Here is a 26,319-nt window from a genome sequence, read left to right on the forward strand (position 1 = left end):
ACTTAAGCAGCGACAGATCGCGTTCGACTAGTTTAGCCCTTGTTTCAGGGGCTTTTCTTTAGAAAGGAAGTTGAAACCTTGCTGGTCAGAAACGCACTGTGACCTGGAGCCCGCCCGCCGGCGATTCGTCGAGCGATATCGCCGCCTGATGCTGGGTCGCGATGCGCCGCACGATTGCGAGGCCCAATCCGCTGCCGGCGACGTCGGTACGCACGCGATTCTCGCCGGCTCCCGCGCGGTAGAAACGGTTGAACACGCGCTCGCGTTCGGCCGGCTCGATGCCCGGTCCGCTGTCGGCGATACGCACGACCGGATGCCCGCCTTCCACATGCAGGCTCACGTCGACGCGCCCGCCTCGCGGCGTGTACTTGGTTGCGTTGTCCACGAGATTGTTGAACATCACGCGCAGCGATTCGGGGTCGCCGATCACCGTGGCCGACTCGCTCGCCTCGATGCCGAGATCGACGCCGCGATCCTGCGCAAGCGGCGCATACGCGAGCACGCAGTCCGAGAGCAGCGCGCGCAAATCGATCGCATCGGTCGCGGCAAGGCCGTCCGGCTCCGAGCGCGCGAGCGCGAGCAGTTGCTCGGCGAGGCGCGTCGCGCGCGTCACGCCGGCTTGCAGATCGGCGAGCGCTTCGCCGCGCGCGGCGTCGTCTTTCGCACGCGACACCAGTTGCGCCTGAATCTGCACGGCGGCGAGCGGCGTGCGCAGTTCGTGCGCCGCATCGGCGACGAAAGCCTTCTGGATGTCGAGCGCGGTGGCGAGCCGCTGCAACAAGCCGTTCAGCGCGCGAACGAGCGGCTGCACTTCGAGCGGCAGACGTTGATCGGGCAACGGATCGAGCGCTTCGGGATGCCGCGTGTCGAGCGCACTCGTCACGCGCCGCAAAGGACGCAGCCCGCGTCCGATGATGACCCACACCGCGAGCCCGAGCACCGGCAACAGCACGATCAGCGGCCACAGCGTGCGCAACGCGACGTCGGCGGCAAGGCGGTTGCGCACCGAGAGCGGCTGCGCCAGCTGCACGACGTTATCGCCGACGATCGCGCCATACACGCGCCACTCGCCGCGTTCCGTGTGCTCGGTCGAGAAGCCGAGTTCGGCGCGCGGCGCGAGCGGCGCACGCGGACGCGAGTAGTACATCAGCACGCCGTTGCGATTCCAGATTTGCAGCACGATGCCTTCGTCGCCGGTATCGCGCGAGCCGAGCACTTGCGAGAAAGGTTCGGCGGGCAGCGCCGCCGCGATCTGCTCCAGCTGGTAATCGAACAGTTCGTTGGCTTCGGCAAGCGCCTGGCGATAGATCAGCCAGCCCGCGATGCCGACGCCGAGCAGCACGAGCGCAAGCAGCCAGACCAGCAATTGACGGCGGATGGATCGCATCGGCTCAGGCTTCCTTCGCGATCATGTAGCCGAGGCCGCGCACGTTGCGGATCAGCTCCGCGCCGAGTTTCTTGCGCAGCGCGTGAATGTAGACCTCGACCGTATTGCTGCCGATCTCCTCGCCCCAGCCGTACATTTTTTCCTCGAGCTGACTCTTCGACAGCACCGCGCCTGGCCGCGCGAGCAGCGCTTCGAGCAAGGCAAATTCGCGCGCCGACAACGCGACCGGCGCGCCGTCGAGCGTGACCTGATGCGACGCGGGATCGAGCGTCAGATTGCCGTGGCGGATGGTCGAATCGCTGCGTCCCGACTGGCGGCGAATCAGCGCCCGCATGCGCGCGCCGAGTTCGTCGAGATCGAACGGCTTGACGAGGTAATCGTCTGCGCCGGCGTCGAGGCCCTTCACGCGGTCGGCCACCGCATCGCGCGCGGTGACGATCAGCACCGGCAACGCGTGGCCGCGCGCACGCAGCGTGCGCAACACGTCGAGACCGTCGCGCTTGGGCAGGCCGAGGTCGAGCAGCACGAGATCGTAGGGCTGGCTCGACGCCGCGCTGAGCGCCGCTTCGCCGTCTTCCACCCAGTCGACCGCGAAGCCTTCGCCGCGCAGCGCCTTGCGCACGCCTTCGGCAATCATCCGGTCGTCTTCGACTAGCAAGATGCGCATGGTCACATTCCTCAACATTCGATGATGCCGCATTCTAGCGCCCGCTTCGCACTGCGCGCCCGACGACGCATTTTTCGCCGCAGGCTGCACGCATGTCACTACAATGGGCGCTTTGCGTCGCACAACGCCCTGACATTTTGCTTTCTCGCCCGTTCATGACGCACGCTTTCATGTCTTCCGTCGCACGCCGTTTTCATTACGCGGCGCTGCGTTCGCGCCTGAGTTCCGCTTTCATCGCTTTCATCGCCTGTTCGGCTGACGCTTCCGTTTCGACGCCGCCTTCAGTATCGCCACGCCGCATTGCGACGCGCGCGAACGCGGCGTGGCTGTTCGTCTGCGCGGCGCTCGTCGGCTCCGCATCGTTGCCGCTCGCCGCCGAGGCGCGCGTCAGGGCCACGCATCCGAGCGTGAACGTCAGCACCGTGTTGCCGCAGTCCGTCATGATCGGCTTGCAGCGCGCGCACGTACCGTTGTCGTCGATCAGCGTGGTCGTCGAGAAAGTCGGCGACCGCACGCCGATCGTCGCGTTGAACGCCGGCAAGCCGATGATGCCCGCATCGACGATGAAGCTGGTCACCACTTACGCCGGCCTGTCCATTCTCGGCCCCGATTACCGCTGGCGCACGAGCGCCTATAGCGACGGCACAATCGACGCCAACGGCGTGCTGCACGGCAATCTGTACATTCAGGGCACGGGCGACCCGAAGCTCGTGCCCGAGGAACTGATCGACCTCGTGGAGAAGATCCACAAGGCCGGGATTCGCGGCATCGACGGCGCGCTCGTGCTCGACAAGCGCTACTTCGATCCGTCGACGCGCGACCTGCCCGCCTTCGACGACGACGCCAACGCGCCGTACAACGTCGGTCCCGATCCGCTGCTGTACGCGTTCAAGTCGCTGTCGTTCACGCTGACGCCTTCGCCGGACGGCACGGTCGCCATCGACGTGCTGCCCGCCCTCGCGCAGTTGCAGATCGACAATCAGATGCGCGCGGTCAACGGCCCGTGCCGCGGCGAAGCGGCGTCCGTCTCGCCCACCGTCACGCCGACGCCGAACGGCACGGTCGTCGCGTCGTTCGCCGGCGACTATTCGGTGCGCTGCGGCCCGCGCACGATCAACGTCGCGGTGCTCGATCATTCGGCGTTCTTCGCGGGCGGCTTCCTTGCGCTGTGGCAGCAAACCGGCGGCACGTTCAGCGGCACGACACGCGAAGGGGCGGTCCCCGTCGGCGCGAAGCTCGTCGCCACGCATCAGGGGCCGATACTGTCGGACGTCGTGCGCGACATCAACAAGTTCAGCAACAACACGATGGCGCGCAACCTGTTCCTGTCGATCGGCGCGGCCGAAGAAAAGCCGCCCGCCACGCCCGCCAAATCGGCGCGCGCGATCGAAGCGTTCCTGCGGCGCGACAGCATCGACATGGAATACCTGACGCTCGACAACGGCTCGGGCCTCTCGCGTGACGAGCACATCACGGCGCTCTCGCTCGCCGATTTGCTGCAACGGGCGAACGCGAGCCCGGTGGCGCAGGTGTTCGTGCAGTCGCTGCCGATTGCGGGTGTCGACGGCACGATGCGCAACCGCCTGACCAACCAGGGCGCGGGCGGCAACGCGCAGATCAAGACCGGCACCTTGCGCGACGTGCGCGCGATCGCGGGCTATGTGGCATCCGCGGACGGCAACAGCTATGTCGTGGTGAGCTTCATCAACGATCCGCATTCGGAAGCCGCGCGCGCGGCGCACGACGCGCTGCTCGAATGGGTTTATCAAGGACCGGCCACGGGCTTCAGCAAAATCTCCGCGCCCGCCGCCGAACCGGCGAGCGCGGCACCCCGCGGCAAGCCCAGGAAAAACCCGCGCACGCGCGGCGCCCATTGAGGATTCCTTCTAGCGAAGGCCGCGCGCGCCACGCGCGTAACCGTGTACGCTGTCGGGCAGTGTTCAGGCCGCATGTCGAGCCCGAACCATAACAACAACCCACGGCAGAACACCGCGGCATGTCACGCGGCGGCAAGGGACCACGGAGGAAGACACCATGCAATTCGATGCCGAATTGCTGCTGCTCGCCATGGCGCCAGTCTTTCTCGCATGTATCGGCTGGGAGGCGTGGCACCTGCGGCGAACGCGCCCCGGCGCACGGCTTTATAGCTGGCGCGACACGCTCTGCAATGCAGCGCTCGCGCTCATGCAGCAAGCCGCCGACAAGCTCGCGTGGCTCGCGATTCTCCCCGTCTATGCGTTCTTCTACGATCACTACCGCGTCCACACGTGGCACGCGGGCTGGCTCTCGTTTGCGCTGCTGTTCGTCGCGCAGGATCTGCTCTACTACGTGTTTCACCGTTGCAGTCATCGCGTGCGCTGGTTGTGGGCCGCGCATGTCGTACATCACTCGTCGGAGCGGATGAATTTTTCGACCGCGTTCCGGCAGAGCCTCATGTATCCGGTTGCGGGCATGTGGCTCTTCTGGATTCCGCTTGCCGTGCTCGGCTTTCCGCCGACGCAGATCGTGGCGATCGTGCTGATCAATCTCGGCTTCCAGTTTTTCGTGCATACGCAGGCGATCGGCAAGATCGGCGGCAAGTTTGCGTGGATCGAATACCTGTTCAATACGCCGTCGATTCATCGCGTGCATCACGCGCGCAACGACCGCTATATCGACCGCAACTATGCGGGCGTGCTGGTGATCTGGGACCGGCTGTTCGGCAGTTACGTCGACGAAGACCCGCGCGAGCCGCCGGTCTACGGCATCGTCGAGCCGCTTCATACCTACAACCCGCTGAGGGCGACGTTTCACGAATGGGCGTCGATGGCGCGCGACTTCGCGAGCGCGCGCAGTGTGCCCGACAAGCTGCGCGCGCTGTTCGCGCCGCCCGCGTGGGCCGCCGATTATCATGCGCGGCGCATGGCTGCTTCAACGGCCCACACAACGCTCAACGACAACGAAAACAACAACAAGGCCGCGTTATCAGCACGACGCAGACCCTGGAAGATTCTGTAAGCTGTCGTCACGCCGCCGACGCGGCGGACGCGGCCTGCAATACATGGCGCAAGGGCCAAACATACGAGGAGATGTAGCCAACATGAAGCAAACAGCATCGAGGAAACAGGATTGGTTGCGCGTCACGCAAATTGCCGTAGCCAGCGCCGCGTTTGCGCTGCTCGCCGCTTGCGGCGGTGGCGGCGATGACAACAACAACGCCAGCAGCAGCACGCCGGCAGGCGGCGTCAAATTGCAGGTCGTCTCGTTCGGCGACAGCCTGTCGGACGTCGGCACGTATGCGCCGGTCATCCAGGGAAGCTTCGGCGGCGGCCGCTTCACGACCAACCCCGGCGAAGTGTGGACGCAAAAAGTCGCCGAGTATTACGGCGACACGTTGAAGCCCGCCTACCTCGGCGGCTTCGGTAAGCCGCTCGCCGCGGCAGGCGGCTTCGGTTACGCCCAGGGCGGCTCGGACGTCGTCAATGCTCAAGGCAAAGGCTGGGCGCCGAACAATATGGCGGCCACGACCGTGCCTATCGTGGGTCAGGTGCAGAACTACCTGAGCGCCCATACGAGCTTCAATGCGAACCAGCTCGTGCTCGTGAACGGTGGTGCGAACGACATCTTCCAGTTCGCCGAAAACACCGCGAATCTCACGGCGCTCGGCGCCGCGCTGCAGACGCAGTTCCCGTTGCTCGTGCAGGCAGGCAAGCTGCCGAATACGCAGGCGGGCCAGGTTGCGTTCATCGTCGGCTATCTGCAGCAGTTGTCCAATCCCCAGGTTGCTCAGGCTGCCAGCCAGCTCGCCGCGCAAGTCAAGACCATCGTCAACGCGGGCGCGACGCACGTCGTGGTGTCGACGGTGCCGGACATCGGCAATACGCCGCTCGGCGTCGCGGCCAACGCGAGCACGCCCGGCTCGGCCGCGCTGCTGTCGGGAATCTCCGCGGCGTATAACTATCTGTTCGTGCAGAACCTCACGGCGCTCGGCCTGCTCGGAACGGGCAAGGTGATCGTGGTCGACGCGTTCACCTGGCAGGATCAGCAGTTGCCGAACTACAAGGCGCTCGGCTTCACGGTGTCGAACACCGGCACGGCCTGCAACCTCACCGCGATGCAGACCAACGCAACCGCTTACGCCCGCGCCAATCCGAGCGCGACGAACGGGCTGACGCCGGAGCAGTACGGCGCGCAGTTCGGCTCTTCGCTGTTCTGCTCGCCGCAGACGTACACGGTGGCCGGCGCGGATCAGACCTACATGTTCGCGGACACGGTTCACCCGAGCTCGCACATGCACGCGCTGTTCGCGCAGTACGTTCAGCAGCAGATCGCGGCGACGGGACTGGGTAAGTAAGTGGAGTGAGTGGAGTTCGGCCGCGCGGCGCGCGGTCGTTTTCCGCGAAGGAAGGATTGAGCAACGCCTGGCTTATCGATTCTGTCGATTGAGTAGCCAGGCGTTTTTTTATTGCGTCTTCGTTCGGTCTTTGATCGAGCGCTTGCGAAGCAACAGCCAAGCGCAGCAAAACTCAGTGCCCTTGCGCCTCGAACGCCGCCGCGGCGCGGCCGAGCCGATCGTTCACGGCGATCCATTCGATCGTATCCGGCAGCTTCTCAATCAGAATACGCGCGACGTTCGCGCGATCCAGCGCCCGCAGCAAGCCGTACAGCTCGCGTGCATACACATGCGGATCTTCCGGCGCGGCGATGAAGTGCACGCCCTCGGCGTCGGCCCAATGCCCCGCTCGCGATGCCCGCGCGACGAGCGCAACGCGCTCGCCGGCTGCGCGCGCGGCGAGCAACGGCTCGAGCGCATTGAACGGCAGCAATGCGAGCGGCGTGCGCGGCGCGTAATGCGCCTTCAGCGTGCCGGACGCACGTGGCGCGGTGGCGTCGGAACCATCGGGCAGGCGCGGCGCTTCGCCGAGCACATCGGCGATGTCTTGCGGCGTGACGCGGCCCGGCCTCAGCAACGCGGGGAATCCGCGCGACAAATCCACAATGGTCGACTCGATGCCGACGTCGGAAGCGCCGCCGTCGAGCACATGAATCGCACTGCCGAACTCGTCGCGCACATGCTGCGCGGTGGTCGGGCTCACATGCCCAAAACGATTCGCCGACGGCGCCGCCACGCCGCCGTGCCCGCTGCGCAACGCGCTGAACGCTTCGAGCAGCGCCTGCGCCACAGGATGCGACGGACAGCGCAAGCCAACGGAATCCTGCCCGCCGCTGACGGCCGCCGGGATGCGCGCCGCGCGCTTCAGAATCAGCGTGAGCGGCCCCGGCCAGAAGGCGTCGATCAGACGCTGCGCCTCTTGCGGCAAGTGCTCGACCCAATAGTTCGGATCGCCCTGCGGCGCCAGATGCACGATCACCGGATGATTGGCCGGCCGGCCCTTTGCCGCGTAGATGCGAGCGACGGCGTCGGGATTTTCGGCGTCGCCGCCGAGGCCATAGACGGTCTCCGTCGGAAACGCGACGAGACCGCCCGCGTCGAGAAGCGCCGCCGCATGCTCGATCTGCGCGGCGCTGACAGGCAGCGCGTTCGCGGCGCCTTCGCCGGATTGGTCGGAATGGCCGGCCTGGCCGGGTGTCTGTCGATCGGGCATGGCGCGCGCGTCAGCTCGTGGGGATATGCAGAAGGCGCGCGCAATCGCGTGCCGCCGTGCGGGCTTCTTCGAGCGTCGCGGCAGTGAAGTTCACGTGGCCCATCTTGCGGCCGCAACGCGCTTCTTCCTTGCCATACAGATGCAGGCGCGCGGCCGGCATCGCCGCCACCTCGTGCCAGGGCGGCGTGACCGACGCGCCCTTCGGCCCGCTTGGGAACCACACGTCGCCGAGAATGTTCAGCATGACGGCCGGCGAATGCTGACGCGTGTCGCCGAGCGGCATCCCGGTCATCGCGCGCACTTGCTGCTCGAACTGGCTGGTCGCGCAGGCGTCGACGGTGTAGTGCCCCGAGTTGTGCGGACGCGGCGCCATTTCGTTGGCCACCAGCGAACCGTCTTCGAGAATGAAGAATTCGACGCACAGCACGCCGACATAGCCGAGCTTGTCGGCGATTTGCAGCGCGGCCTGTTGCGCCTGCTGGACAAGCGTCGCGCTCGCGTCCGGCGCCGGCACGATGGTGTGCGACAGCACGCCGTCGCGGTGCGTGTTCTGCGCGAGCGGATAGACGGCCGACGTGCCGCTCGAGCCGCGCGCTATCAATGCGGAGACTTCGAACTTGAGCGGCAAACGCTTTTCGAGCACGCACGGCACGCCGCCGAGCGACGCGTGCGCCTCGCGCACTTCCTCGGCATTGCGCACGCGGATCTGGCCTTTGCCGTCGTAGCCCATGCGCGCCGTTTTGACGATGCCGGGCAGCACGGCGTCGAGTTGCGCATCGTCCATTGCGGCGAGCGCGTCCGATGATTCGATCACGACATGCGGCGCGACCGCCACGCCCGACGACGCGATAAAGCGCTTCTCGGCGATGCGGTCCTGTGCGACGGCCACGCAGCGGCCGGCGGGGCTGACGAACGTGGTCTTCGCGAGGAAGTCGAGGCTTGCGGCCGGGACGTTCTCGAATTCAGTGGAGACCGCCGCGCACAGCCGCGCGAGTTCGGTCAACGACGCTTCGTCGTCGTAAGCCGCGCGCAGATGGCGGTCGGCGACCGAGCCTGCCGGGCTGTTTTCGTCCGGATCGAGCACGGCGACGCGGTAGCCCATGGCCTGTGCGGCAAAGCAGAACATGCGGCCGAGCTGGCCGCCACCGACCATGCCAAGCCATGCGCCTGGCAGAATCGGTGAAACCGGTGTGTTGTCTGGGTTCATCTTGGTGGTCGGTCGCGGCCGGGCGTGCGTGCGGTTCAGCAGTGGCAAGCGCCCGGCGGGTAGGTCGGACAGGGGACGTCGTGTAGCAATCGCGGGTCAGTTGGCGCTCACAGCGCCGGCAGAACCATCGCGTGAGCCGCTTCGTTCTGGCGCACACGGAACGCCGCCAGCTTCTCCGCGTATTCCGCGCTCGTGCCGCTGAGGATCGACACGGCAAAGAGCGCTGCATTCGCCGCGCCCGCCTCGCCGATCGCAAAGGTCGCGACAGGCACGCCCTTGGGCATCTGCACGATCGAATGCAACGAGTCGACGCCCTTCAGATACTTGCTCGCCACCGGCACGCCGAGCACCGGCACCGTGGTCTTGGCGGCCAGCATGCCCGGCAGATGCGCCGCGCCGCCCGCACCCGCGATGATCGCGCGGATGCCGCGTTCGCGCGCGCTTTCAGCATAGGCGAACATTTCGTCCGGCATGCGGTGCGCCGACACGACCTTCGCTTCGTACGGCACGCCGAATTCCTGCAGAATCGCGACGGCGTTCTTCATCACTTCCCAGTCGGAGCTGGAGCCCATCAGCACGCCGACAACCGGCGCGCCATGCGTATGGGCGGTCTGTGCTTCACTCATCTTGCGGCTTTCCTCTTGCGGCTTCGCTGCTACGGGTTGGCGGGTCGGAAGCGGTCAGGCGAGCTTGTGCCCGGTCAGACGCTCGAGCGCTTCCTGGTATTTTTCGCCCGTCTTCTGGACCACGTCGTCCGGCAGCTTCGGCGCGGGCGGCTCTTTCGCCCAGTCTTGCGTTTCAAGCCAGTCGCGCACGAACTGCTTGTCGAACGACGGCGGATTCGTGCCGACCTGATACTGGTCGGCCGGCCAGAAGCGCGACGAATCGGCGGTGAGCGCCTCGTCCATCAGATACAGCTTGCCGTGGTTGTCCAGACCGAACTCGAACTTCGTATCCGCGATGATGATGCCGCGCGTCGCCGCATAGTCCGCGGCTTCCTTGTACAGCCGGATCGAGATGTCGCGGATCGTGGCCGACAGTTCGGTGCCGATGCGGCGTTCCATCTCGTTGTAGGTGATGTTTTCGTCGTGATGGCCCATTTCGGCCTTGGCTGCCGGCGTGAAAATCGGCTCGGGCAGCTTCTGCGCGTTTTGCAGCCCCGGCGGCAATTCCACGCCGCAGACCGAACCGGTGGCCTGGTAGTCTTTCCAGCCGCTGCCGGCCAGATAACCGCGCACCACGGCTTCGACGAGAATCGGCTCCAGGCGCTTGACGACCACCGCGCGGCCCTTGACCTGCTCGACTTCGTCAGCCGCCACGACCGACTCGGGCGCCACGCCCGTCAGGTGATTCGGCACGACGTGCTTGAGCTTCTCGAACCAGAAGTTGGCCATTTCGTTGAGCACGCGACCCTTGTTCGGAATCGGCTCGCCCATGATGACGTCGAACGCCGACAGACGGTCGGTCGTGACGATCAGCAACTGGTCGTTGCCCACCGCATAGTTGTCGCGGACTTTACCGCGGCCGAGCAGCGGCAGCGAGCGGAGCGTGGATTCGTAAAGGGTAGACATCGTCGTGGTTCGCTAAAAGTGAGGCAAAAAAGTGTGAGCGGAACAAAAGGGAAACGCCGTTCCCCGGATGATGCGGGAACGGCGATCTGACGACAACCTGGCCAAACGGCCAGGCGCACAGCAAAAAATGACGCAACCGGGAGCTTAACGGACGACTTGCGCGAGTTCGCCCGACTTGTACTTCTCCGCGATTTTATCAAGCGAAACCGGCTTGATCTTGCCGGCCTGGCCTTCACAGCCGAATTGCGTGTAGCGCTCGATACAAATCTTCATCGCGGCTTCGCGCGCCGGCTTCAGATAATCGCGCGGATCGAACTTGCCCGGATTGGTCGCCATGTAGCGGCGAATCGCGCCGGTGATCGCGAGACGCAGGTCGGTGTCGATATTGACCTTGCGCACGCCGTGCTTGATGCCTTCCTGGATTTCCTCGACGGGCACGCCGTAGGTTTCCTTCATGTCGCCGCCGAATTCTCGGATCTCCGCCAGCAGTTCCTGCGGCACCGACGACGAACCGTGCATCACCAGGTGCGTGTTCGGAATGCGCTGGTGAATTTCCTTGATGCGCTGGATCGACAGAATATCGCCCGTCGGCTTCTTGCTGAACTTGTACGCGCCGTGCGAGGTGCCGATGGCGATGGCCAGCGCGTCGCATTGCGTGAGCTTGACGAAGTCGGCGGCCTGCTCCGGGTCGGTCAGCAATTGCTCGCGGGTCATCGTGCCTTCCGCACCGTGGCCGTCTTCCTTGTCGCCCTTCATGGTTTCCAGCGAGCCCAGCACACCGAGTTCGGCTTCGACCGTCACGCCGATCGAGTGCGCCGCTTCCACCACCTTGCGCGACACTTCGACGTTGTACTCGTACGAAGCGACGGTTTTGCCGTCGGCTTCCAGCGAGCCGTCCATCATCACGCTGGTGAAGCCGCTGCGGATCGCCGCCATGCAGACCGCCGGCGACTGGCCGTGGTCCTGATGCATCACGACGGGAATGTGCGGATAGGACTCGACCGCTGCTTCGATCAGATGGCGCAGGAACGCTTCGCCCGCGTACTTACGCGCGCCGGCCGATGCCTGCATGATGACCGGAGCGTTGACCTTGTCGGCCGCCGCCATGATCGCCTGCACCTGCTCCAGGTTGTTCACGTTGAATGCCGGAAGGCCGTAGCCGTTTTCAGCGGCGTGGTCCAGCAGTTGACGCATTGATACGAGAGGCATGCTGTACTCCTTAGATTGAAACGAATTCTTTTGCCGCCGGCATCTTTTGGGCGATCAGAAAGCGAAGCAAGCCGCATACCTGCCGGCCAGCCTGCTTCGCTCGATCAAGCCTGCGCCAGTCGGCCAGTACCGCCGGTCAATACGGCTCACCGACGCGCACGATCTTCAGCGTGTTGGTGCCGCCGGCCTGGCCCATCGGCTCGCCGACGGTCAGCACGACCATGTCGCCGCGCGACGCATAACCCTTGCCGACGACCGTCTCCAACGCCTGTTGCAACGCCGTGTCGCGATCGGTGTTCGTGTCCAGATGCAGCGAAGTCACGTTGCGATACAACGCCATCGCCCGCTCGCTGCCGACGCGCGGCGTGAGCGCGAAAATCGGCACGTGCGTCCAGTGACGCGACATCCACAGCGCGGTCGAGCCGGATTCGGTCAACGCGACAATCGCCTTCGCGCCCAGATGAAACGCCGTGAACAGCGCGCCCATCGCGATGGACTGGTCGATGCGCGTGAACGTGCGGTCGAGGAAATCCTTGTCCAGTTCCGACTGCTCCGACTTCTCGGCTTCGACGCAAATCGCGGCCATTGTCTCGATGGTCTGCACCGGATACTTGCCCGCCGCCGATTCCGCCGACAGCATCACCGCGTCCGTGCCGTCGAGCACCGCGTTCGCGACGTCCGACACTTCGGCGCGCGTCGGCACCGGCGCGTAGATCATCGACTCCATCATCTGCGTCGCGGTAATCACGAACTTGTTCGATTCGCGCGCCATCCGAATCATGCGCTTTTGCAGCGCGGGGACTGCGGCATTCCCCACTTCCACGGCGAGATCGCCGCGCGCGACCATGATGCCGTCCGATGCGTCAAGAATGCCTTGCAGCGCCGGAATGGCTTCCGCGCGCTCGATCTTGGCGATCATCTTCGGCTTGATGCCATACGGCGCGCCGGCGATGTTCGCGAGCTGCCGCGCCATTTCCATATCGGTCGCGTTCTTCGGGAACGACACCGCGACGAAATCGACGCCGAGCGACATGGCCGTGCGGATGTCTTCCATGTCCTTGGCGGTCAGCGCGGGCGCTGTCAGGCCGCCGCCCTGGCGGTTGATGCCCTTGTTGTTCGACAGGTCGCCGCCGATCTTCACGATCGTGTGGATCTCGTTTCCGAGCACGCGCTGAACGTTCAGCACGATCAGGCCGTCGTTGAGCAGCAGCACGTCGCCCGGCTTCAGGTCGCGCGGCAGGTCCTTGTAGTCGAGACCCGCGCGTTCCTGGTTGCCGAGCTCGCAGTCGGCGTCGAGGATGAACGGCTCGCCGGAGACGAGCGTGACCTTGCCGTTTTCGAATTTGCCGACCCGAATCTTCGGGCCTTGCAGGTCCGCCATGATGGCGACCTCGCGGCCCGCCTGGCGAGCCGCCTCGCGCACGAATTCGGCGCGCTGGCGGTGGTCGTCCGCGGTGCCATGCGAGAAATTGAGCCGCACCACGTCGGCGCCTGCCTGAATCATTTGCAGCAGGATCTCCGGCGTGCTGGAAGCCGGTCCGATGGTAGCGACAATCTTGGTGGCGCGATGCATGAGTCTCCTCGTCTGGATAGGATCGCTGGAAAGAGCGCTGCGAGTCGGATGCGGAGGCTGCGCACCGAAAGATGCTGCCAGGGGCTGCGCGCCGGTTGAAACCAGCGTCGCTTTATGGGGTGAAGCGGTATTCGACACCGGCGCGGGGGGCGCGGGTGGAGATGTAGCTGTAGATGCGACGGATTGTTCCGATTCGCTGACGGCCGGCGTGGCTTCGCCGGCGGCAGCTTCGAGTGCGGTGGCCAGCGCGGCGGCAACCGTGCCGGCAAGCTCGGACTCCTTGGCCGCCGTCGCGGCGTCGGGGCGCGCTGTACGCTCCCCCGCCGTTGCTGCCGCGGTGTCGCGCGGCTTGCCGCGCTGACCGTTCGCTTTCGCAGACTTCGCCGTTGGGGAGCGCGCCGCCACGTTAAGCCCGCGATTCCAGAACTTCGACCGCCGGCAGCTTCTTGCCTTCGAGGAACTCGAGGAAAGCGCCGCCGCCCGTCGAGATATAGCTGACCTTGTCGTGGATGCCGTACTTGGCGATCGCAGCGAGCGTATCGCCGCCGCCCGCAATCGAAAACGCCGACGACCTCGCGATCGCGTCGGCCAGCGTCTTGGTGCCGTTGCCGAACTGGTCGAACTCGAACACGCCGACCGGCCCGTTCCACACGATGGTGCCGGCCTTTTCGAGTTGCGCGGCGAGCGCCTTCGCGGTGTCCGGTCCGATGTCGAGGATCATGTCGTCGTCTTCGACGTCCGCGACGGCTTTGATTTCGGCCTTGGCGGTCGGTGAAAACTCCTTGGCCGTGACCACGTCGGTCGGAATCGGCACCGATGCGCCGCGCGCCTTCGCTGCGTCGATAATGGCTTTGGCTTCGCTCACCAGATCGGCTTCGGCCAGCGATTTGCCGATCTTCAGGTCCGCGGCCAGCATGAACGTGTTCGCAATGCCGCCGCCGACGATCAGCTGATCCACCTTCTCGGCGAGCGACTTCAGAATGGTCAGCTTCGTCGAAACCTTGGAGCCCGCGACGATCGCGACCAGCGGGCGCTTCGGCGCGCCCAGCGCCTGGCCGAGCGCTTCGAGTTCGGCGGCCAGGAGAGGACCGGCGCAAGCCACGGGCGCATATTTAGCGATGCCGTGCGTGGTCGCTTCGGCGCGGTGCGCGGTGCCGAACGCGTCGTTCACGTAGATGTCGCAGAGCTTCGCCATTTTCTGCGCGAGCTCGTCGGAATCCTTCTTTTCGCCCTTGTTGACGCGGCAGTTTTCCAGCAGCACGACCTGGCCCGGCGCGACGTTCACGCCGTTTTCGACCCAGTTCGCCACCAGCGGCACGTCGCGGCCGAGCAGTTCGGCAAAACGCTTCGCGACCGGCGCGAGCGAGTCTTCCGGCTTGAAATCGCCTTCGGTCGGACGGCCCAGGTGCGACGTGACCATCACCGCGGCGCCCGCGTCGAGCGCGGCCTTGACCGCCGGCACCGAGGCGCGGATGCGGGTGTCTTCGGTGATGTTGCCCTGATCGTCCTGCGGCACGTTGAGATCGGCGCGGATGAACACTCGTTTGCCGGACAGCTTGCCTTCGGCGATCAGATCGGAGAGACGCAGTACCTTGTTCATGGGCGTTTGTGTGCGAGTTGATGGAAGGCGATGGCGGACGGCGCACACGGCTTTCGGCGCAGCAACTGCGGCGCGTCGGCACGGCGGCCCCACGAAGCGGGAGGCCGGTGCGAACGCCGCGGCGCGGGCGCCAGGCGTTGGCGCGGTCATCCCGGAAAGGGGCATTTTAACTGATCCGCACAGCCTTCTGACCCGCCCGCGGGCGAATCTCCCGTATTCGAATGCCGCGCGGCGCATGCCGCAATGCAACATCGCAACGCCTGAAACTACATCAAGAGGCGCAAGACCGTGAACACGATCATTCCGACGACGATCGTACCGAGCATGGTGCGCCGCCACAAAAACCAGCCGAGACCGGCGAGCGCCGCATAGAACTCATGGTTCGACGGCGCGAACGACAGGCCGTCGGGCGTGCCGAGCACGTCCGGCAGTACGACGGCGGCGAGCGCCGCGGCGGGTGCGTAGCGCAGCATGCGCTGCACGCGCGCCGGCAAAACCGTGCGCTCGCCGCCGATTAGAAACATGGCGCGTGTCACCGCGGTGACGACGGTCATGCCGAGAATGGCGAGCCACACTTCCACGGACGTCATCGCGAATCTCCCGCGCTGTTGCGAACGCGGCGCAAGTCGGCGCGCTCGGCCATCAGATCGGCCGCGCTGCCCGCGAGAATCGCCGCGATGACCGCAAGCGGCAGCCCGAGGCGATACGGCAAATCGAACGCGAGCAACGACACGATGCCCGCGATGCACACGGCCACCAGCGTGGAACGCGTGGCAATTGCCGCGACCATGATGGGCAGCAGCGCCAGCGTGCCCGCGAGCGCGAGTCCCCAGTTATCCGGAATCAGGCTCGCCAGCAGAATGCCCGCTATCGACGCCACCTGCCACGACAGCCAGCTGGACACCGCCATGCCCCAGAAGTACGCCTCCTTGCCGGGCACGTAGCCGGTCGGGAAGTTCTTCTTGAGGAACAGCAGATAGATCACGTCGCCGTTGAAGTAGCCGAGCGCGATACGCCGCCACATCGACAGATAGGAAAAATGCGGGGCAAGGCCGACGCTGAAGATCACGAAACGCGTATTCACCATCGCGGCCGTGAGCAGCACCGTCCACATGGGCAGCTTGGCGGCGAGGAGCGGCAGCACGGCGAGTTGCGACGAACCGGCGTAACACAGCAGCGACATGGCGAGCGCCTGCGGCAGCGTGAGCACGGACTTGCTCATCGCGATGCCGGTGACGAGCCCCCACGAGCAGATCGCCATGAGCGTGGGCGAATAGGCGCGCGCGCCCTCGAGGAAAGCGCGGCGATCGGTATCTGACAGGCGAGCGAGCATGAGGCGAAAAGCGCGGGCGCCGAAGGCCGCGATGAGGAAATGGAGCGAAATCGGCGCCAGGTCGTGAAGCACCCGCTGGCGCGTCCGGATGTGAATTATGCGTGCGCCGAATTATAGCGCCCGACCTGCGTCCAAATGCCCGTTTCGTGTGCAAAAGACGCTAAAATAACGCTCTTCGCTGCACCCCATCGGAAATTTCGGGAGCGTCCCGGCTTTCCCGCGCTTCGGGCGCCCGCGCGAGTCGACGGGCTTGGGGTTCCACACCAACACGCACCTGCTGGAGAACCGTATGTCAATGGCCGACCGCGACGGCAAGATCTGGATGGATGGCAAGCTGATCGACTGGCGCGATGCCAAGATCCATGTGCTGACCCACACGCTGCATTACGGCATGGGCGTTTTCGAAGGCGTGCGCGCCTATAAGACGGCAGACGGCGGCACCGCGATTTTCCGTCTGCAGGAACACACCAAGCGTCTTCTGAACTCGGCCAAGATTTTTCAGATGGACGTGCCGTTCGACCATGAAACGCTCGCCGCGGCGCAGCGCGAAGTGGTCCGCGAAAACAAGCTCGAGTCGTGCTATCTGCGCCCGATCATCTGGGTCGGTTCGGAAAAGCTCGGCGTGTCGGCCAAGGGCAACACCATTCATGTCGCGATCGCGGCGTGGCCGTGGGGCGCTTACCTCGGTGAAGACGGGCTTGCCAAGGGCATCCGCGTGAAGACGTCGTCGTTCACGCGTCATCACGTGAACGTGTCCATGGTCCGCGCGAAGGCGTCGGGCTGGTACGTGAACTCGATCCTCGCGAACCAGGAAGCCGTCGCCGACGGTTACGACGAAGCGCTGCTGCTCGACGTGGACGGCTACGTGTCGGAAGGCTCGGGCGAGAACTTCTTCCTCGTGAACAACGGCAAGCTGTACACGCCGGACCTGTCGTCGTGCCTCGACGGCATCACGCGCGACACGGTCATCACGCTCGCGCGCGACGCGGGCATCCAGGTGATCGAAAAGCGCATCACGCGCGACGAGGTCTACACCTGCGACGAAGCGTTCTTCACCGGCACCGCCGCGGAAGTCACGCCGATTCGCGAACTGGATAACCGCACCATCGGCGCGGGCGCCCGCGGCCCGATCACGGAGAAGCTGCAGTCGGGCTTCTTCGACATCGTCAACGGCAAGAGCGACAAGTACGCGCACTGGCTGACCAAGATTTAACGCGCACTGCACCGCGCGCACCCTGCATACAACGAGAAAGTCTCATGAGCGATATCAAGGAAATGCCGCTGGTCGAACTCACGGCAAAGGACCTCCCGGCGTACTGCCCGAATCCGGCCATGCCGCGCTGGAGCGCGCACCCGCGCGTCTTTATCGACGTCTCGCACGGCGAGGCGCGCTGCCCCTACTGCAGCACGCGTTACAAGCTGCGCGACGGCGAAGTGATCAAGGGTCACTGAACCTCACACCTGAGCGCCGTTCGTCTGCGTCATCGGCTGTCGACTGATTGCGGGCGCGCCGTTGCGGCGTGCCCGCGGCCGACGGCCTTTTCCCTTTACTTTCATTTAAACGAAGCGCCACGCGCATCGCGCGCGGCGCTTCGTTTCGACACCGGACACCCACTCTGATGCGTCGCGCGTTGGTTATCGCACCGAACTGGATCGGTGACGCATTGATGGCGCAGCCGCTTTTTGCGCGCCTCGTGAAACTGCATCCCCGCATGGCGATCGACGCGGTCGCGCCCTCGTGGGTCGCGCCCGTGCTCGAACGCATGCCGGAAATCCGCGACGTCTACGCGACCGATCTCGCGCACGGCAAGCTGCAGATGCTGCGTCGCTGGCAGCTCGCGAGCGACTTGCGCGACGTCGGCTACGACGCGGCCTATGTACTGCCGAACTCGCTGAAATCCGCGCTGATTCCGTGGATGGCCGGCATCCGGCTGCGCATCGGCTATACCGGCGAAAGCCGCATCGGCCTGTTGAACGTGCGCCACGCGAATCCGCGCAAGGACGAGCGTCCGCCGATGGTCGGCCATTACGCCGCTCTCGCCTACGCGCCCGGCGCGAAGATTCCCGACGACCTGCCGATGCCGCGGCTCGACGCCGATCTGAACGAGGCGGCGCGCGTATCGGCGCGCTTCAATCTCGACACGCGGGTGCCGTTGCTCGTGTTCTGCCCCGGCGCGGAATACGGCCCGGCCAAGCGCTGGCCGCCGGAGCACTTCGCGGCGCTCGCGCAAATGGTCGGCCAGTCGTTCCCGTACACGCAGATCGTCGCGCTCGGTTCGCCGAAAGATGCGCCGCTTGCGCAGGCCATCGCCGAAAAAGCGCCGAACGTGCGCAATCTGTGCGGCCAGACGGCGCTCGGCGAAGCGTGCGCGCTGATCTCGCGGGCCAATGCAGTCGTCACCAACGATTCCGGGCTGATGCACGTCGCGGCCGCGCTGCGCCGGCCGCTCGTGGCCGTCTACGGCTCGACCGATCCGCGGCACACGCCGCCCTTGTCGGAGCTTGCGAAGGTACAATGGCTTCATCTCGAATGCAGCCCCTGTTTTCAGCGCGAGTGTCCGCTGGGTCATCTGAACTGCCTGAAGCAGTTGAGCGCCGAGCAGGTTTTCGGCGATTTGCGCGGCATGTTGCTCGCGCACCGCTGAGCCGGCTGACACTTGCACGCAACACCGCACGCCCCTGAGCGCGTCGCGTCATGTTCGCGCCTTGCGGCGCGGGCATTCTGGCGCTCGGGTGCGAATGTCCGGCGCACCGGACTGTCCCGCTGACCGCTGCCTTGCAACCGCGCGCCGCGCACAAGAGACTGACGAGCCATGCCACGTTTTGCCCACATCTTCGAAGCCGCCGCCGATACCCTCAACGCCTATTACCAGGCCGTCGCCGAGGTCAATATCGACAGCCTGATGGGCCTGTGGATCGATGAGGAGTTCGTGAGCTGCATTTGCGCCGACGGCTCGCATCTGCACGGCCTCGAAAGCATCCGCACGGGCTTGCAGATCCAGCTGGAAACCGCGCCGGTCTCGATCGAGCCGCTCGACATTCGCGTCTACGACAGTCTCGGCACGGTCGTTTATGCGATCGCGGAAGCGCATCGTCCGGTCGATCCGAAAGCCACGCCGGCGATGGTCTTCACCACCTACGTGATGGTCCATGAACGCGGCGAATGGCGCATCGCGCACATCCACGCGAGCCCGATGCCCAATGAAGCAGCCAGCCAGTTCGCGACCAAGATGCGGCACGGCCAAGGGTCGCTTCACTGACGCGCGCTCCGCGCCGCCACACTCTCGCTTGAAGCCGGCATGAGCACGCCCCGCAGCAAGTCCCCGTGGGGGACGCCACAAGAGCGCCCCACTCCCGACGACGCGGCTCGCCCCGCGGCGGCTGTCGAAGCCACTGTGCAAGCAAGCGTCGAAGCCACAATCGAAGCCACCGTCGAGGTCGCCAAAGACCTGCTCTATCGTGCGCCGCTCTGGTTGCCGAACAAACATGTGCAGACCATCGTGCCGTCGCTGTTCGCGCGCCGCCCGGCGGTGTCGTTTCGCCGCGAGCGCTGGGACACGCCTGACGGCGATTTCATCGACGTCGACTGGGTTCGGCACGACAACGTGCCAGCCTCGGTCATGACAGCAGACGCGGCGCTTAGTCAGAGTCCCTCAGCCGAAGCGCCGTTGCTCGTCCTGTTTCACGGCCTGGAAGGCAGCTCCGCCTCGCATTACGCATCGTCGTTGATGGCGGCCGCACGCGAATATGGCTGGCACGGTGTGGTGCCGCACTTTCGCAGTTGCAGCGGCGCGCTGAACCGCTTGCCGCGCTTCTATCATCTGGCCGACAGCAACGAAGTCGACTGGATTTTGCGACGCCTGCGCGCCGCGCATCGCGGGCCGCTCGTCGCCGCGGGCGTGTCGCTCGGCGGCAATGTGCTGTTGCGCTGGCTCGGCGAGCGGCGCGAGGACGCGGCGTCGGTCGTCCACGCCGCCGCTGCGATCTCCACGCCCATCGACGTGCATGCCGGCGGCCGCGCGTTGTCGCAAGGCTTCGGCATGATCTACACGCGCAGCTTCCTCAAGACGCTCAAGCAGAAAGCCGAGCAGAAGCTCGTGCAGTTTCCCGGCCTGTTCGACCGCGGCGCGATGCTCGCGAGCCGTACGATGTACGAGTTCGACAACGTCGTGACCGCACCGCTGCACGGCTTTCGCGATACCGACGAGTACTGGAGCGTCGCCACCACGCGGCCGTTGCTGCCGCACATTCAGGTGCCCACGCTCGTCCTGAACGCGCGCAACGATCCGTTCCTGCCGGCCGAGGCGCTGCCGTCGCGGCATGAGGTGTCGGCGGCGGTGGAACTCGATCAGCCGAGGGATGGCGGCCACGCCGGCTTCATGACCGGACCGTTTCCTGGCCGGATCGACTGGTTGTCGCGGCGCGTGTTCGGCTATCTGGAGCAGCACGTCGATCATGGATGACATCGTCAAACAGGCGTTGGCCAAGTGGCCGAACGTACCGGCTTGCACCGGCTGGCTGATGCTCGACCGGCGCGGCCAGTGGCGCATGCGCGACGAAGCCGCGCAGGCGAGCGGATCGCCCGGCACGCCGATCCGTCACGAAGCGCTGCTCGGCTTCATCAATCGCAATTACGAGCGCGACGAACGCGGGCAGTGGTTCTTTCAGAATGGACCGCAGCGCGTGTATGTCGAGCTGGGCTATACGCCGTGGGTCGTGCGTTTGTCGGTCGAGGCGGACGGCGCGCTCGCGCTGAAAGATCAGGCGGGCAATGGTTTCGAACCGTCGGCCGTGTTTGCCGACGATGAGGGCGGGATTCTGTTCGCCGGTGCTTCCGATCCTGGCAATCCCTCAGCGCCGCCGCGCATCGCCGTTCTGCACGACCACGATCTGGAAGTTTTCGCGGACCACGCGACGCTCGCCGACGACTCCCTGAGCGGCGAGTTCCACTGGAACGGCGGCGTCACGTTGCCGCTTCAGCCGATACGGAGCGAAGAAGTTGCGTCGCGCTTTGGGTTTGTGGCGAGTCCGGCGGCGATGGTTTGAGGTTCGGCATCTCGTCGCGCAGCTTGCATGCTTCAGAGGAGCGGGTTCATGAACTTCGCGCCTAACCCTTCTCATCCAGCCGCTCTTCCTTGTAGCGGTTCTCCATCTCGTGCAGCCTCGCGTCGACGGTAGCCAGATCGTAATAGCCGATCGTCTTCATATCGCGCGCGTCCTTCAATTGACGAATCGCGGACGGCCACGCGCCTTCCAGCGCAAACTTCTCGGCAAGCGCGCGATGACGCGTGAGCGCATCGCCCGTCCCCGCGCTCGCCTGCGCCAGATACAACCACCAGGCCGGCTGATCCGGCTGCGCGCGCGTCTCTTTCTGCGCCAGCGCCTGCGCCTCGGCGAATCGCCGCAAGCTCAGCAAGGTGCGAATGTGCATGTCGATGGCGGCGTTCGATTGCGGCCAGCGCTTTTGCGCGAGATCGGCAAGACGCACGGCGTCTTCGTCGCGGCCGGCACGCCGCGCGATGTCGGCGGCGAGCACGTCGAGACTTGGGGAAGTGCGCGCGGCGTCGCCGTCCGCCTGTGCCCCAGCCGAAAACACCGCACGCGACGACGCCAGCGACGAAGCCGCGTCGTCGTAACGCTCGAGCAGCATCTGGCCATACGCGATGCCATACCAGTTCGCCGCGACGTTCAGCGCCGTGCGGTCTTCGATCTCCGAGCGCATGCGCGAAATCTCGTCGGCGTATTCGCTGCGCGAGCGGTCCTGCAGCAAGCGCGCCCGCGCGCGCACGAAACCGTACTCGGCCACCTGATGCGGTTGCCGGTAAGGCGCACGCCGCGCGCGATCTTCCATGTCGGCGATCCGCTCGCCGGTCAGCGGGTGCGTGCGCGCGTAGGCCGGAATGCCGGTATCGCTCATCGCCGCACGGTCGAGACGGGCGAAGAACGCCGTCATCGCGTACGGATCGTAGCCTGCGCCGGCGAGCAGCAAAAAGCCGACGCGGTCCGCCTCGTGCTCGGCGGAGCGCGAAAAACGCAATTGATTATCGACGGCGTAAGCCTGACCGCCGATCGCAATCGCGCTGCCCAGGTCGCCGCTATGCGCAAGCACGCCCGCGAGAACGCCGAACAGCATGCCCGCGAGCGCCGCGTAGCCGCTGCGCTCGCCGGTGGTGATCATCCGCGAGATATGGCGTTGCAGGACGTGGCCCATCTCGTGGCCGAGCACGGACGCGAGTTCGGATTCGGTTTGCGTCGCGACGATCAGCCCCGTGTTCACGCCGATGAAACCGCCGGGCAGCGAAAACGCGTTGATCTGCGCGTCGCGCACGGCGAAGAGATCGAAGTCCGGCCGATAGCCGCCGATATACAGCGCGTTCGCCGCTGCGGCGAGTTTCGCGGCGACCGAGTTCAGGTAGTCGCGCACCAGCCAGTCGTCGAGATAGTCGGGGTCGCGCCGCAAGTCGCGCATCACGCGTTCGCCTAGCTTGCGCTCGGCTTGTGGCGTGAGCGTCCCCGCGCCGCCGCTGCCGAGGTCGGGCAATTGCTGCGCGACGATCGGCGCACGCCAGCCGCCAGTGCCACCGCCGTTGGCCCCGCGGTTCGCGCCCGAGTTGCCGGAGAAGCGGCTTTGCGCGCCGCCGTACACGCCGAATACGCCTTGCGCGATGTCCGGCGGCACGATCGGATCGGCGTATGACTCGACCGGCCCGCTGACGAGCGGCGGCTCAGCGGACTGCATCGGCGCAGCGCCGGACGCCGCGCGTGTCTGCGCGAACGCGCCAGGCGGCGCGGCCAGCGCAACACAGAGCAACGCAGCAAGAGACCGTTTCAGACGCATTGCGAGTTCGTATGACGGAGTCGAAAGCGACGCCCGCCGCTCGGATCATCGCGCGACTAAGATAGCGGGCATGGCGCAATTGTAATCAGTCGACGCACTCATCCGGCAGGCCGGCGCCGGGCCGGGCGGGCGCACCGCACTGCTATGATAGGCGCCCTCTGAAGGAGCCAACCATGCCTGAACTCACTCATTTCGACGCTGCCGGCGACGCGCATATGGTGGACGTCGGCGGCAAGCAGGAGACGAAGCGCATCGCCATCGCGCGCGGCTCGATCCGCATGCTGCCCGAAACCTTCGCGCTGATCCGCGACGGCAACGCAAAAAAGGGCGACGTGATCGGCGTTGCGCGTATCGCCGCGATTCAAGGCGCAAAGCGCACGGCGGATCTGATTCCGCTGTGTCATCCGCTCGCGCTGACACGCGTGAAGGTGGACTTCGAACTCGACGACGAGACGCCTGCGGTGCATTGCACCGCGCAAGTCGAAACGCTAGGCAGAACCGGGGTCGAGATGGAAGCGCTCACCGCCGTGCAGGTCGGGCTGCTGACGGTGTACGACATGTGCAAGGCGGTGGATCGCGGGATGACGATCACCGATGTGAGGGTGATGGAGAAGCATGGTGGGAAGTCGGGGGATTGGGTGGCGGCGTAAGCCGACGCTCGCGATCACGCTCCTCCTCCGATACTTCCACCCAAGACCCGCCTCACTCCTCGTCGTCTTCCTGCTCGACATCGCCCGACGGCAGACCGTAACGCTTGACGAGTTCCGCCTTGAAGCCGGCGAGCGTCTTCTGCTCATCGCACAGTTGATACAGATAGCTCAACTGCGACGGCCAGTCTTTCAGTTCCTCGGCGAAGATTTTCAGTCGCTCGACGGTATCGAATGCCGCGGCCGTGTCTCCGCTCAACGCCTGTAGCACCGCGTAACGACGCAGCACGGTTTCGCCTGGCAACAGCGCCATCGCCTGACGATGCATTGCGAGCTTGTGCTGAAGGTCCATCGAGTTCATCGGCAACAGCGTTGCCATGCCGTACCCGCCCCACGCCCGGAAAAGGAACGACGGGTCCGCGCGATATTGCTCGGCCGGACGCGAGCCGTAGTACAGCACCTCGGCGCGCGCGTAATCGCGGTACACCGGATAAAGCGCGGCAATGCCGCCGAACACGATCGCCGCGAATACGCCAAACGACAGACGCGCAGGCACGAGCCGCAACGGACGCGTCTCGAGCAGGCCGAACACGAACATGGCCGGCAGCAGGAAGAACATGTACTGCTGCGGATATTCGACGAGTGCATGCATGACGAGCACGCCGATCAGCGCAATGCCGAATACGCGCCCGGCGCTCTGCGGTGCGCGCACCACACGCACCAGCCACGTGACGAGGCCGAACAGCACGATCGCAAGACCGATCAAGCCGGTTTTCGCGAGGAGATCGATGAAAACATCGTGCGAATTATTGGCGATCTCGACGCCGCCGAGCGTCTTCGCGTACTGATACTGATAGCTCGGAAACTCGCCCCAGCCGACGCCCAGCAACGGATGCGTGCGGAACATCGTCCAGCCGTATTTCCACAGCGCGAGCCGCGGCGCGATCTGGCCGGCGTCCTTGAAACGATCTGCCGCCGACTGCCCGAGTTCGAGGTGATAGCGCACGTTGGCCCAGCGAATCAGCGCATTGACGACGAAGAACAGCACAGCGAGCGCAATCGGAATCAGCCATTGCCGATGACTGCGGCGCAACTGCGGTTCGGCGCGGGTCTGCGCGAACGCCATCCAGAAACCGGCCACGACGATCACACCCATTTGCAGCCACGGGCCGCGCGAGACCGTCAACGCGAGCCCCACTGCAAAGATGGTGGAGACGAGAGCCCAGATCGGGACGGCGATCCGGCGCGTCTGCACGAGGAACAGCGCGCCGGCCATCGCGAACGCGATATACGTGGCGAGGTGGTTCGCCTGCGCCATGTTGCCGAACGGCCGGCGCTCGACCGTCACGTTATACGCGACCACGAGCGGCGACACGCGCGTCTCCAGGTGAAAGAGCTGGATGACCTGGCAGAACACTGCAAACAGCCCGCCGACGACCAGCGCGCAAGCCGCCCAGCGCAACGCGGTCTCGCTGAGCTTCGCGCGCGCGAAGCCGTAGCCTGCGTGAGTCGCCATGAAAGCGGCCAGCAGGAATCCGCCGCCGAGCCAGTTCATCGACGGCTGCGAGACCGGCAGCAGCACCGACTGCGCGACCAGCAACAGCCCGAACAGCAGCGGCACGAGCGCCACCACCGGCCACGCGAACCCGATGCGCGGCTGCGAGCCCGCCACCAGCAAGACCACGCCGGCGCCCATCAGCAGGTACAACGCGAGTGCCGTGAATTCAGCGTAGAACGTCGGAATCGGATAGGTATGGTTGACGACTGCATAAGGCAGCACCAACGCGAGAGCCAACAGAATGAGAGAAAGGTAGCGCGCGAAAGGTGTGGGCATCGAGTAAGCGGGTGGGCGTCAGCAACCGGCGCACTATACAAAAAAATCCTTGCGCTGTGCGCCGGCTGGGCCGAAATATCCCGAAAATCAGCGATTTACGTTTGAACGGCTAGTTATCCGTGCGTGCGTCGCGCGCCTCGCGTGTTGCATCGCGCGTGTCGCATCGCGCGTCCTGTTACGCGTGTTGTATTACGCGCGGCACTCGGGAGGTGCGAGGTGTGAAGGCAAGGTCGGCGCCTGCGCGGGCATCGGACCTGCGCCCGGCGCCGGCAACGACGACGCCGTCTTGCCGCCGGCAAAGCATTCCCACGCGAGCGCGCCCGCCTGCACCGAGCCCTTCGCCAACGAGACACGCGCAGTGGGCGCATCGATGTTGTCGGGCACCGACGGCACGAGCGTGATCGTGTTGGAACCGGCAGGCGCCACGCGCGTCGTGAAGGCGACGGTGATCTGCCCGCTGTCGTCGTCGACATGAACGGACTCGACGTTGCGCGTCGCGGGCGGCGACGCGTAGCCGCCACCGAACGCGTTGCCGCTCGCCGCGTTTTCCGACACGGCAAGACGCGCCGACGAGGCGAGCGACAGCCCCTCGCCGACGCGGCTGCGTGCGAGGTAGTCCTGATACGCGGGAATCGCATAGGCCGCGATCACGCCGACGATCGCCAGCACGATCATCAGCTCGATCAGCGTGAAGCCGAGACCGAGGCGCGAGCCGACGCGGCGGCACGCTCGCGCGAGTGTTGCGGACCAACGCGCTCGCGCGAATCGCGAGTGCGCCAGCGTGGATTGCGAATAAGGGGAATAAGGCAAGGTGACGATCATCGGCAGGCTCCTGAAACGAAAAGCGCCTGCTCCACGAATCGGGAAC

Annotated in this window: 24 protein-coding genes; 10 read left to right on the forward strand and 14 right to left on the reverse strand. The window is 65.5% G+C overall.

Annotation, left to right across the window (positions count from 1 at the left end; translation table 11 throughout):
* Nucleotides 1-85 precede the first annotated feature (85 nt).
* Nucleotides 86-1,387, reverse strand: coding sequence for an ATP-binding protein (locus AB6809_RS20590; RefSeq protein ID WP_006049985.1), 1,302 nt, complete (start codon nt 1,385-1,387; stop codon nt 86-88).
* A gap of 4 nt (nt 1,388-1,391) precedes the next feature.
* Complete coding sequence (locus AB6809_RS20595) at nt 1,392-2,054, reverse strand: response regulator (RefSeq protein ID WP_006049984.1); 663 nt, start codon at nt 2,052-2,054, stop codon at nt 1,392-1,394.
* Between the two features lie 155 nt (nt 2,055-2,209).
* On the opposite strand from AB6809_RS20595, the gene dacB reads away from it, so the two are divergent.
* The 3 genes from dacB (at nt 2,210) to AB6809_RS20610 (ending at nt 6,387) form a co-directional block, all read left to right on the forward strand.
* Nucleotides 2,210-3,931 carry a D-alanyl-D-alanine carboxypeptidase/D-alanyl-D-alanine-endopeptidase gene (gene dacB, locus AB6809_RS20600; RefSeq protein WP_029968168.1) on the forward strand — a complete coding sequence of 574 codons (1,722 nt, stop codon included), beginning with the start codon at nt 2,210-2,212 and terminating at the stop codon, nt 3,929-3,931.
* Nucleotides 3,932-4,088: 157 nt separating this feature from the next.
* Nucleotides 4,089-5,051, forward strand: coding sequence for a sterol desaturase family protein (locus AB6809_RS20605; protein ID WP_029968170.1), 963 nt, complete (start codon nt 4,089-4,091; stop codon nt 5,049-5,051).
* A gap of 82 nt (nt 5,052-5,133) precedes the next feature.
* Nucleotides 5,134-6,387 (forward strand): SGNH/GDSL hydrolase family protein, encoded by a 1,254-nt coding sequence (locus tag AB6809_RS20610; RefSeq protein ID WP_006049981.1) that lies wholly within the window; start codon nt 5,134-5,136, stop codon nt 6,385-6,387.
* Between the two features lie 172 nt (nt 6,388-6,559).
* Here AB6809_RS20610 and AB6809_RS20615 read toward each other — a convergent pair whose 3' ends face one another.
* The 9 genes from AB6809_RS20615 to AB6809_RS20655 form a co-directional block, all read right to left on the reverse strand.
* Complete coding sequence (locus AB6809_RS20615; RefSeq protein ID WP_029968171.1) at nt 6,560-7,639, reverse strand: L-threonylcarbamoyladenylate synthase; 1,080 nt, start codon at nt 7,637-7,639, stop codon at nt 6,560-6,562.
* A gap of 10 nt (nt 7,640-7,649) precedes the next feature.
* On the reverse strand, nt 7,650-8,846 hold the full coding sequence (locus AB6809_RS20620) for a 5-(carboxyamino)imidazole ribonucleotide synthase (protein ID WP_006049979.1): 1,197 nt from the start codon (nt 8,844-8,846) through the stop codon (nt 7,650-7,652).
* Nucleotides 8,847-8,953: 107 nt separating this feature from the next.
* Entirely contained in the window at nt 8,954-9,472 is a 519-nt protein-coding gene (gene purE, locus AB6809_RS20625; protein ID WP_029968172.1) for a 5-(carboxyamino)imidazole ribonucleotide mutase, read from the reverse strand.
* Nucleotides 9,473-9,526: 54 nt separating this feature from the next.
* Complete coding sequence (locus AB6809_RS20630; RefSeq protein ID WP_006049977.1) at nt 9,527-10,417, reverse strand: phosphoribosylaminoimidazolesuccinocarboxamide synthase; 891 nt, start codon at nt 10,415-10,417, stop codon at nt 9,527-9,529.
* Nucleotides 10,418-10,561: 144 nt separating this feature from the next.
* On the reverse strand, nt 10,562-11,626 hold the full coding sequence (gene fba / locus AB6809_RS20635; RefSeq protein ID WP_006049976.1) for a class II fructose-bisphosphate aldolase: 1,065 nt from the start codon (nt 11,624-11,626) through the stop codon (nt 10,562-10,564).
* A 136-nt stretch (nt 11,627-11,762) separates the two neighbouring features.
* On the reverse strand, nt 11,763-13,199 hold the full coding sequence (gene pyk, locus AB6809_RS20640) for a pyruvate kinase (RefSeq protein WP_006049975.1): 1,437 nt from the start codon (nt 13,197-13,199) through the stop codon (nt 11,763-11,765).
* Nucleotides 13,200-13,605: 406 nt separating this feature from the next.
* The gene (locus AB6809_RS20645; RefSeq protein WP_029968173.1) at nt 13,606-14,799 is read right to left on the reverse strand and encodes a phosphoglycerate kinase; all 1,194 of its coding nucleotides are present in this window, start codon (nt 14,797-14,799) and stop codon (nt 13,606-13,608) included.
* Nucleotides 14,800-15,065: 266 nt separating this feature from the next.
* Nucleotides 15,066-15,389 carry an AzlD domain-containing protein gene (locus AB6809_RS20650; RefSeq protein WP_006049973.1) on the reverse strand — a complete coding sequence of 108 codons (324 nt, stop codon included), beginning with the start codon at nt 15,387-15,389 and terminating at the stop codon, nt 15,066-15,068.
* Nucleotides 15,386-16,132 carry an AzlC family ABC transporter permease gene (locus AB6809_RS20655; RefSeq protein WP_006049972.1) on the reverse strand — a complete coding sequence of 249 codons (747 nt, stop codon included), beginning with the start codon at nt 16,130-16,132 and terminating at the stop codon, nt 15,386-15,388. Before AB6809_RS20655 ends, AB6809_RS20650 begins: the two co-directional genes overlap by 4 nt.
* 289 nt (nt 16,133-16,421) lie before the next feature.
* On the opposite strand from AB6809_RS20655, the gene AB6809_RS20660 reads away from it, so the two are divergent.
* The 6 genes from AB6809_RS20660 (at nt 16,422) to AB6809_RS20685 (ending at nt 21,178) form a co-directional block, all read left to right on the forward strand.
* Nucleotides 16,422-17,345, forward strand: a complete 924-nt coding sequence (locus AB6809_RS20660) for a branched-chain amino acid transaminase (RefSeq protein WP_006049971.1) — start codon at nt 16,422-16,424, stop codon at nt 17,343-17,345.
* A gap of 44 nt (nt 17,346-17,389) precedes the next feature.
* A complete protein-coding gene (locus AB6809_RS20665) occupies nt 17,390-17,584 on the forward strand; it encodes a zinc-finger domain-containing protein (RefSeq protein ID WP_006049970.1) in 195 nt (64 codons plus the stop codon).
* A gap of 167 nt (nt 17,585-17,751) precedes the next feature.
* Complete coding sequence (waaF, locus tag AB6809_RS20670; RefSeq protein ID WP_006049969.1) at nt 17,752-18,777, forward strand: lipopolysaccharide heptosyltransferase II; 1,026 nt, start codon at nt 17,752-17,754, stop codon at nt 18,775-18,777.
* A gap of 168 nt (nt 18,778-18,945) precedes the next feature.
* Nucleotides 18,946-19,392: a nuclear transport factor 2 family protein gene (locus AB6809_RS20675; RefSeq protein WP_006049968.1), complete on the forward strand. Its 447-nt coding sequence runs from the start codon at nt 18,946-18,948 to the stop codon at nt 19,390-19,392.
* A 39-nt stretch (nt 19,393-19,431) separates the two neighbouring features.
* The gene (locus AB6809_RS20680; protein ID WP_029968174.1) at nt 19,432-20,595 is read left to right on the forward strand and encodes a YheT family hydrolase; all 1,164 of its coding nucleotides are present in this window, start codon (nt 19,432-19,434) and stop codon (nt 20,593-20,595) included.
* Nucleotides 20,588-21,178, forward strand: a complete 591-nt coding sequence (locus tag AB6809_RS20685; protein WP_029968175.1) for a DUF2946 family protein — start codon at nt 20,588-20,590, stop codon at nt 21,176-21,178. Before AB6809_RS20680 ends, AB6809_RS20685 begins: the two co-directional genes overlap by 8 nt.
* A 61-nt stretch (nt 21,179-21,239) precedes the next feature.
* Here AB6809_RS20685 and AB6809_RS20690 read toward each other — a convergent pair whose 3' ends face one another.
* Complete coding sequence (locus AB6809_RS20690) at nt 21,240-22,970, reverse strand: M48 family metalloprotease (protein ID WP_029968177.1); 1,731 nt, start codon at nt 22,968-22,970, stop codon at nt 21,240-21,242.
* A gap of 173 nt (nt 22,971-23,143) precedes the next feature.
* On the opposite strand from AB6809_RS20690, the gene moaC reads away from it, so the two are divergent.
* Complete coding sequence (gene moaC, locus AB6809_RS20695) at nt 23,144-23,620, forward strand: cyclic pyranopterin monophosphate synthase MoaC (protein WP_029968179.1); 477 nt, start codon at nt 23,144-23,146, stop codon at nt 23,618-23,620.
* Between the two features lie 52 nt (nt 23,621-23,672).
* On the opposite strand, the gene AB6809_RS20700 is transcribed toward moaC, so the two are convergent.
* Together AB6809_RS20700 and AB6809_RS20705 are read right to left on the reverse strand one after the other, a co-directional pair.
* The gene (locus AB6809_RS20700; RefSeq protein ID WP_029968181.1) at nt 23,673-25,451 is read right to left on the reverse strand and encodes a Wzy polymerase domain-containing protein; all 1,779 of its coding nucleotides are present in this window, start codon (nt 25,449-25,451) and stop codon (nt 23,673-23,675) included.
* A gap of 189 nt (nt 25,452-25,640) precedes the next feature.
* A complete protein-coding gene (locus AB6809_RS20705) occupies nt 25,641-26,273 on the reverse strand; it encodes a pilin (RefSeq protein ID WP_029968183.1) in 633 nt (210 codons plus the stop codon).
* Nucleotides 26,274-26,319: the final 46 nt, after the last annotated feature.

The sequence above is a fragment of the Paraburkholderia sp. RCC_158 genome, from assembly GCF_041355255.1.
In the GTDB taxonomy this organism is placed as follows: Bacteria; Pseudomonadota; Gammaproteobacteria; order Burkholderiales; family Burkholderiaceae; genus Paraburkholderia; species Paraburkholderia graminis.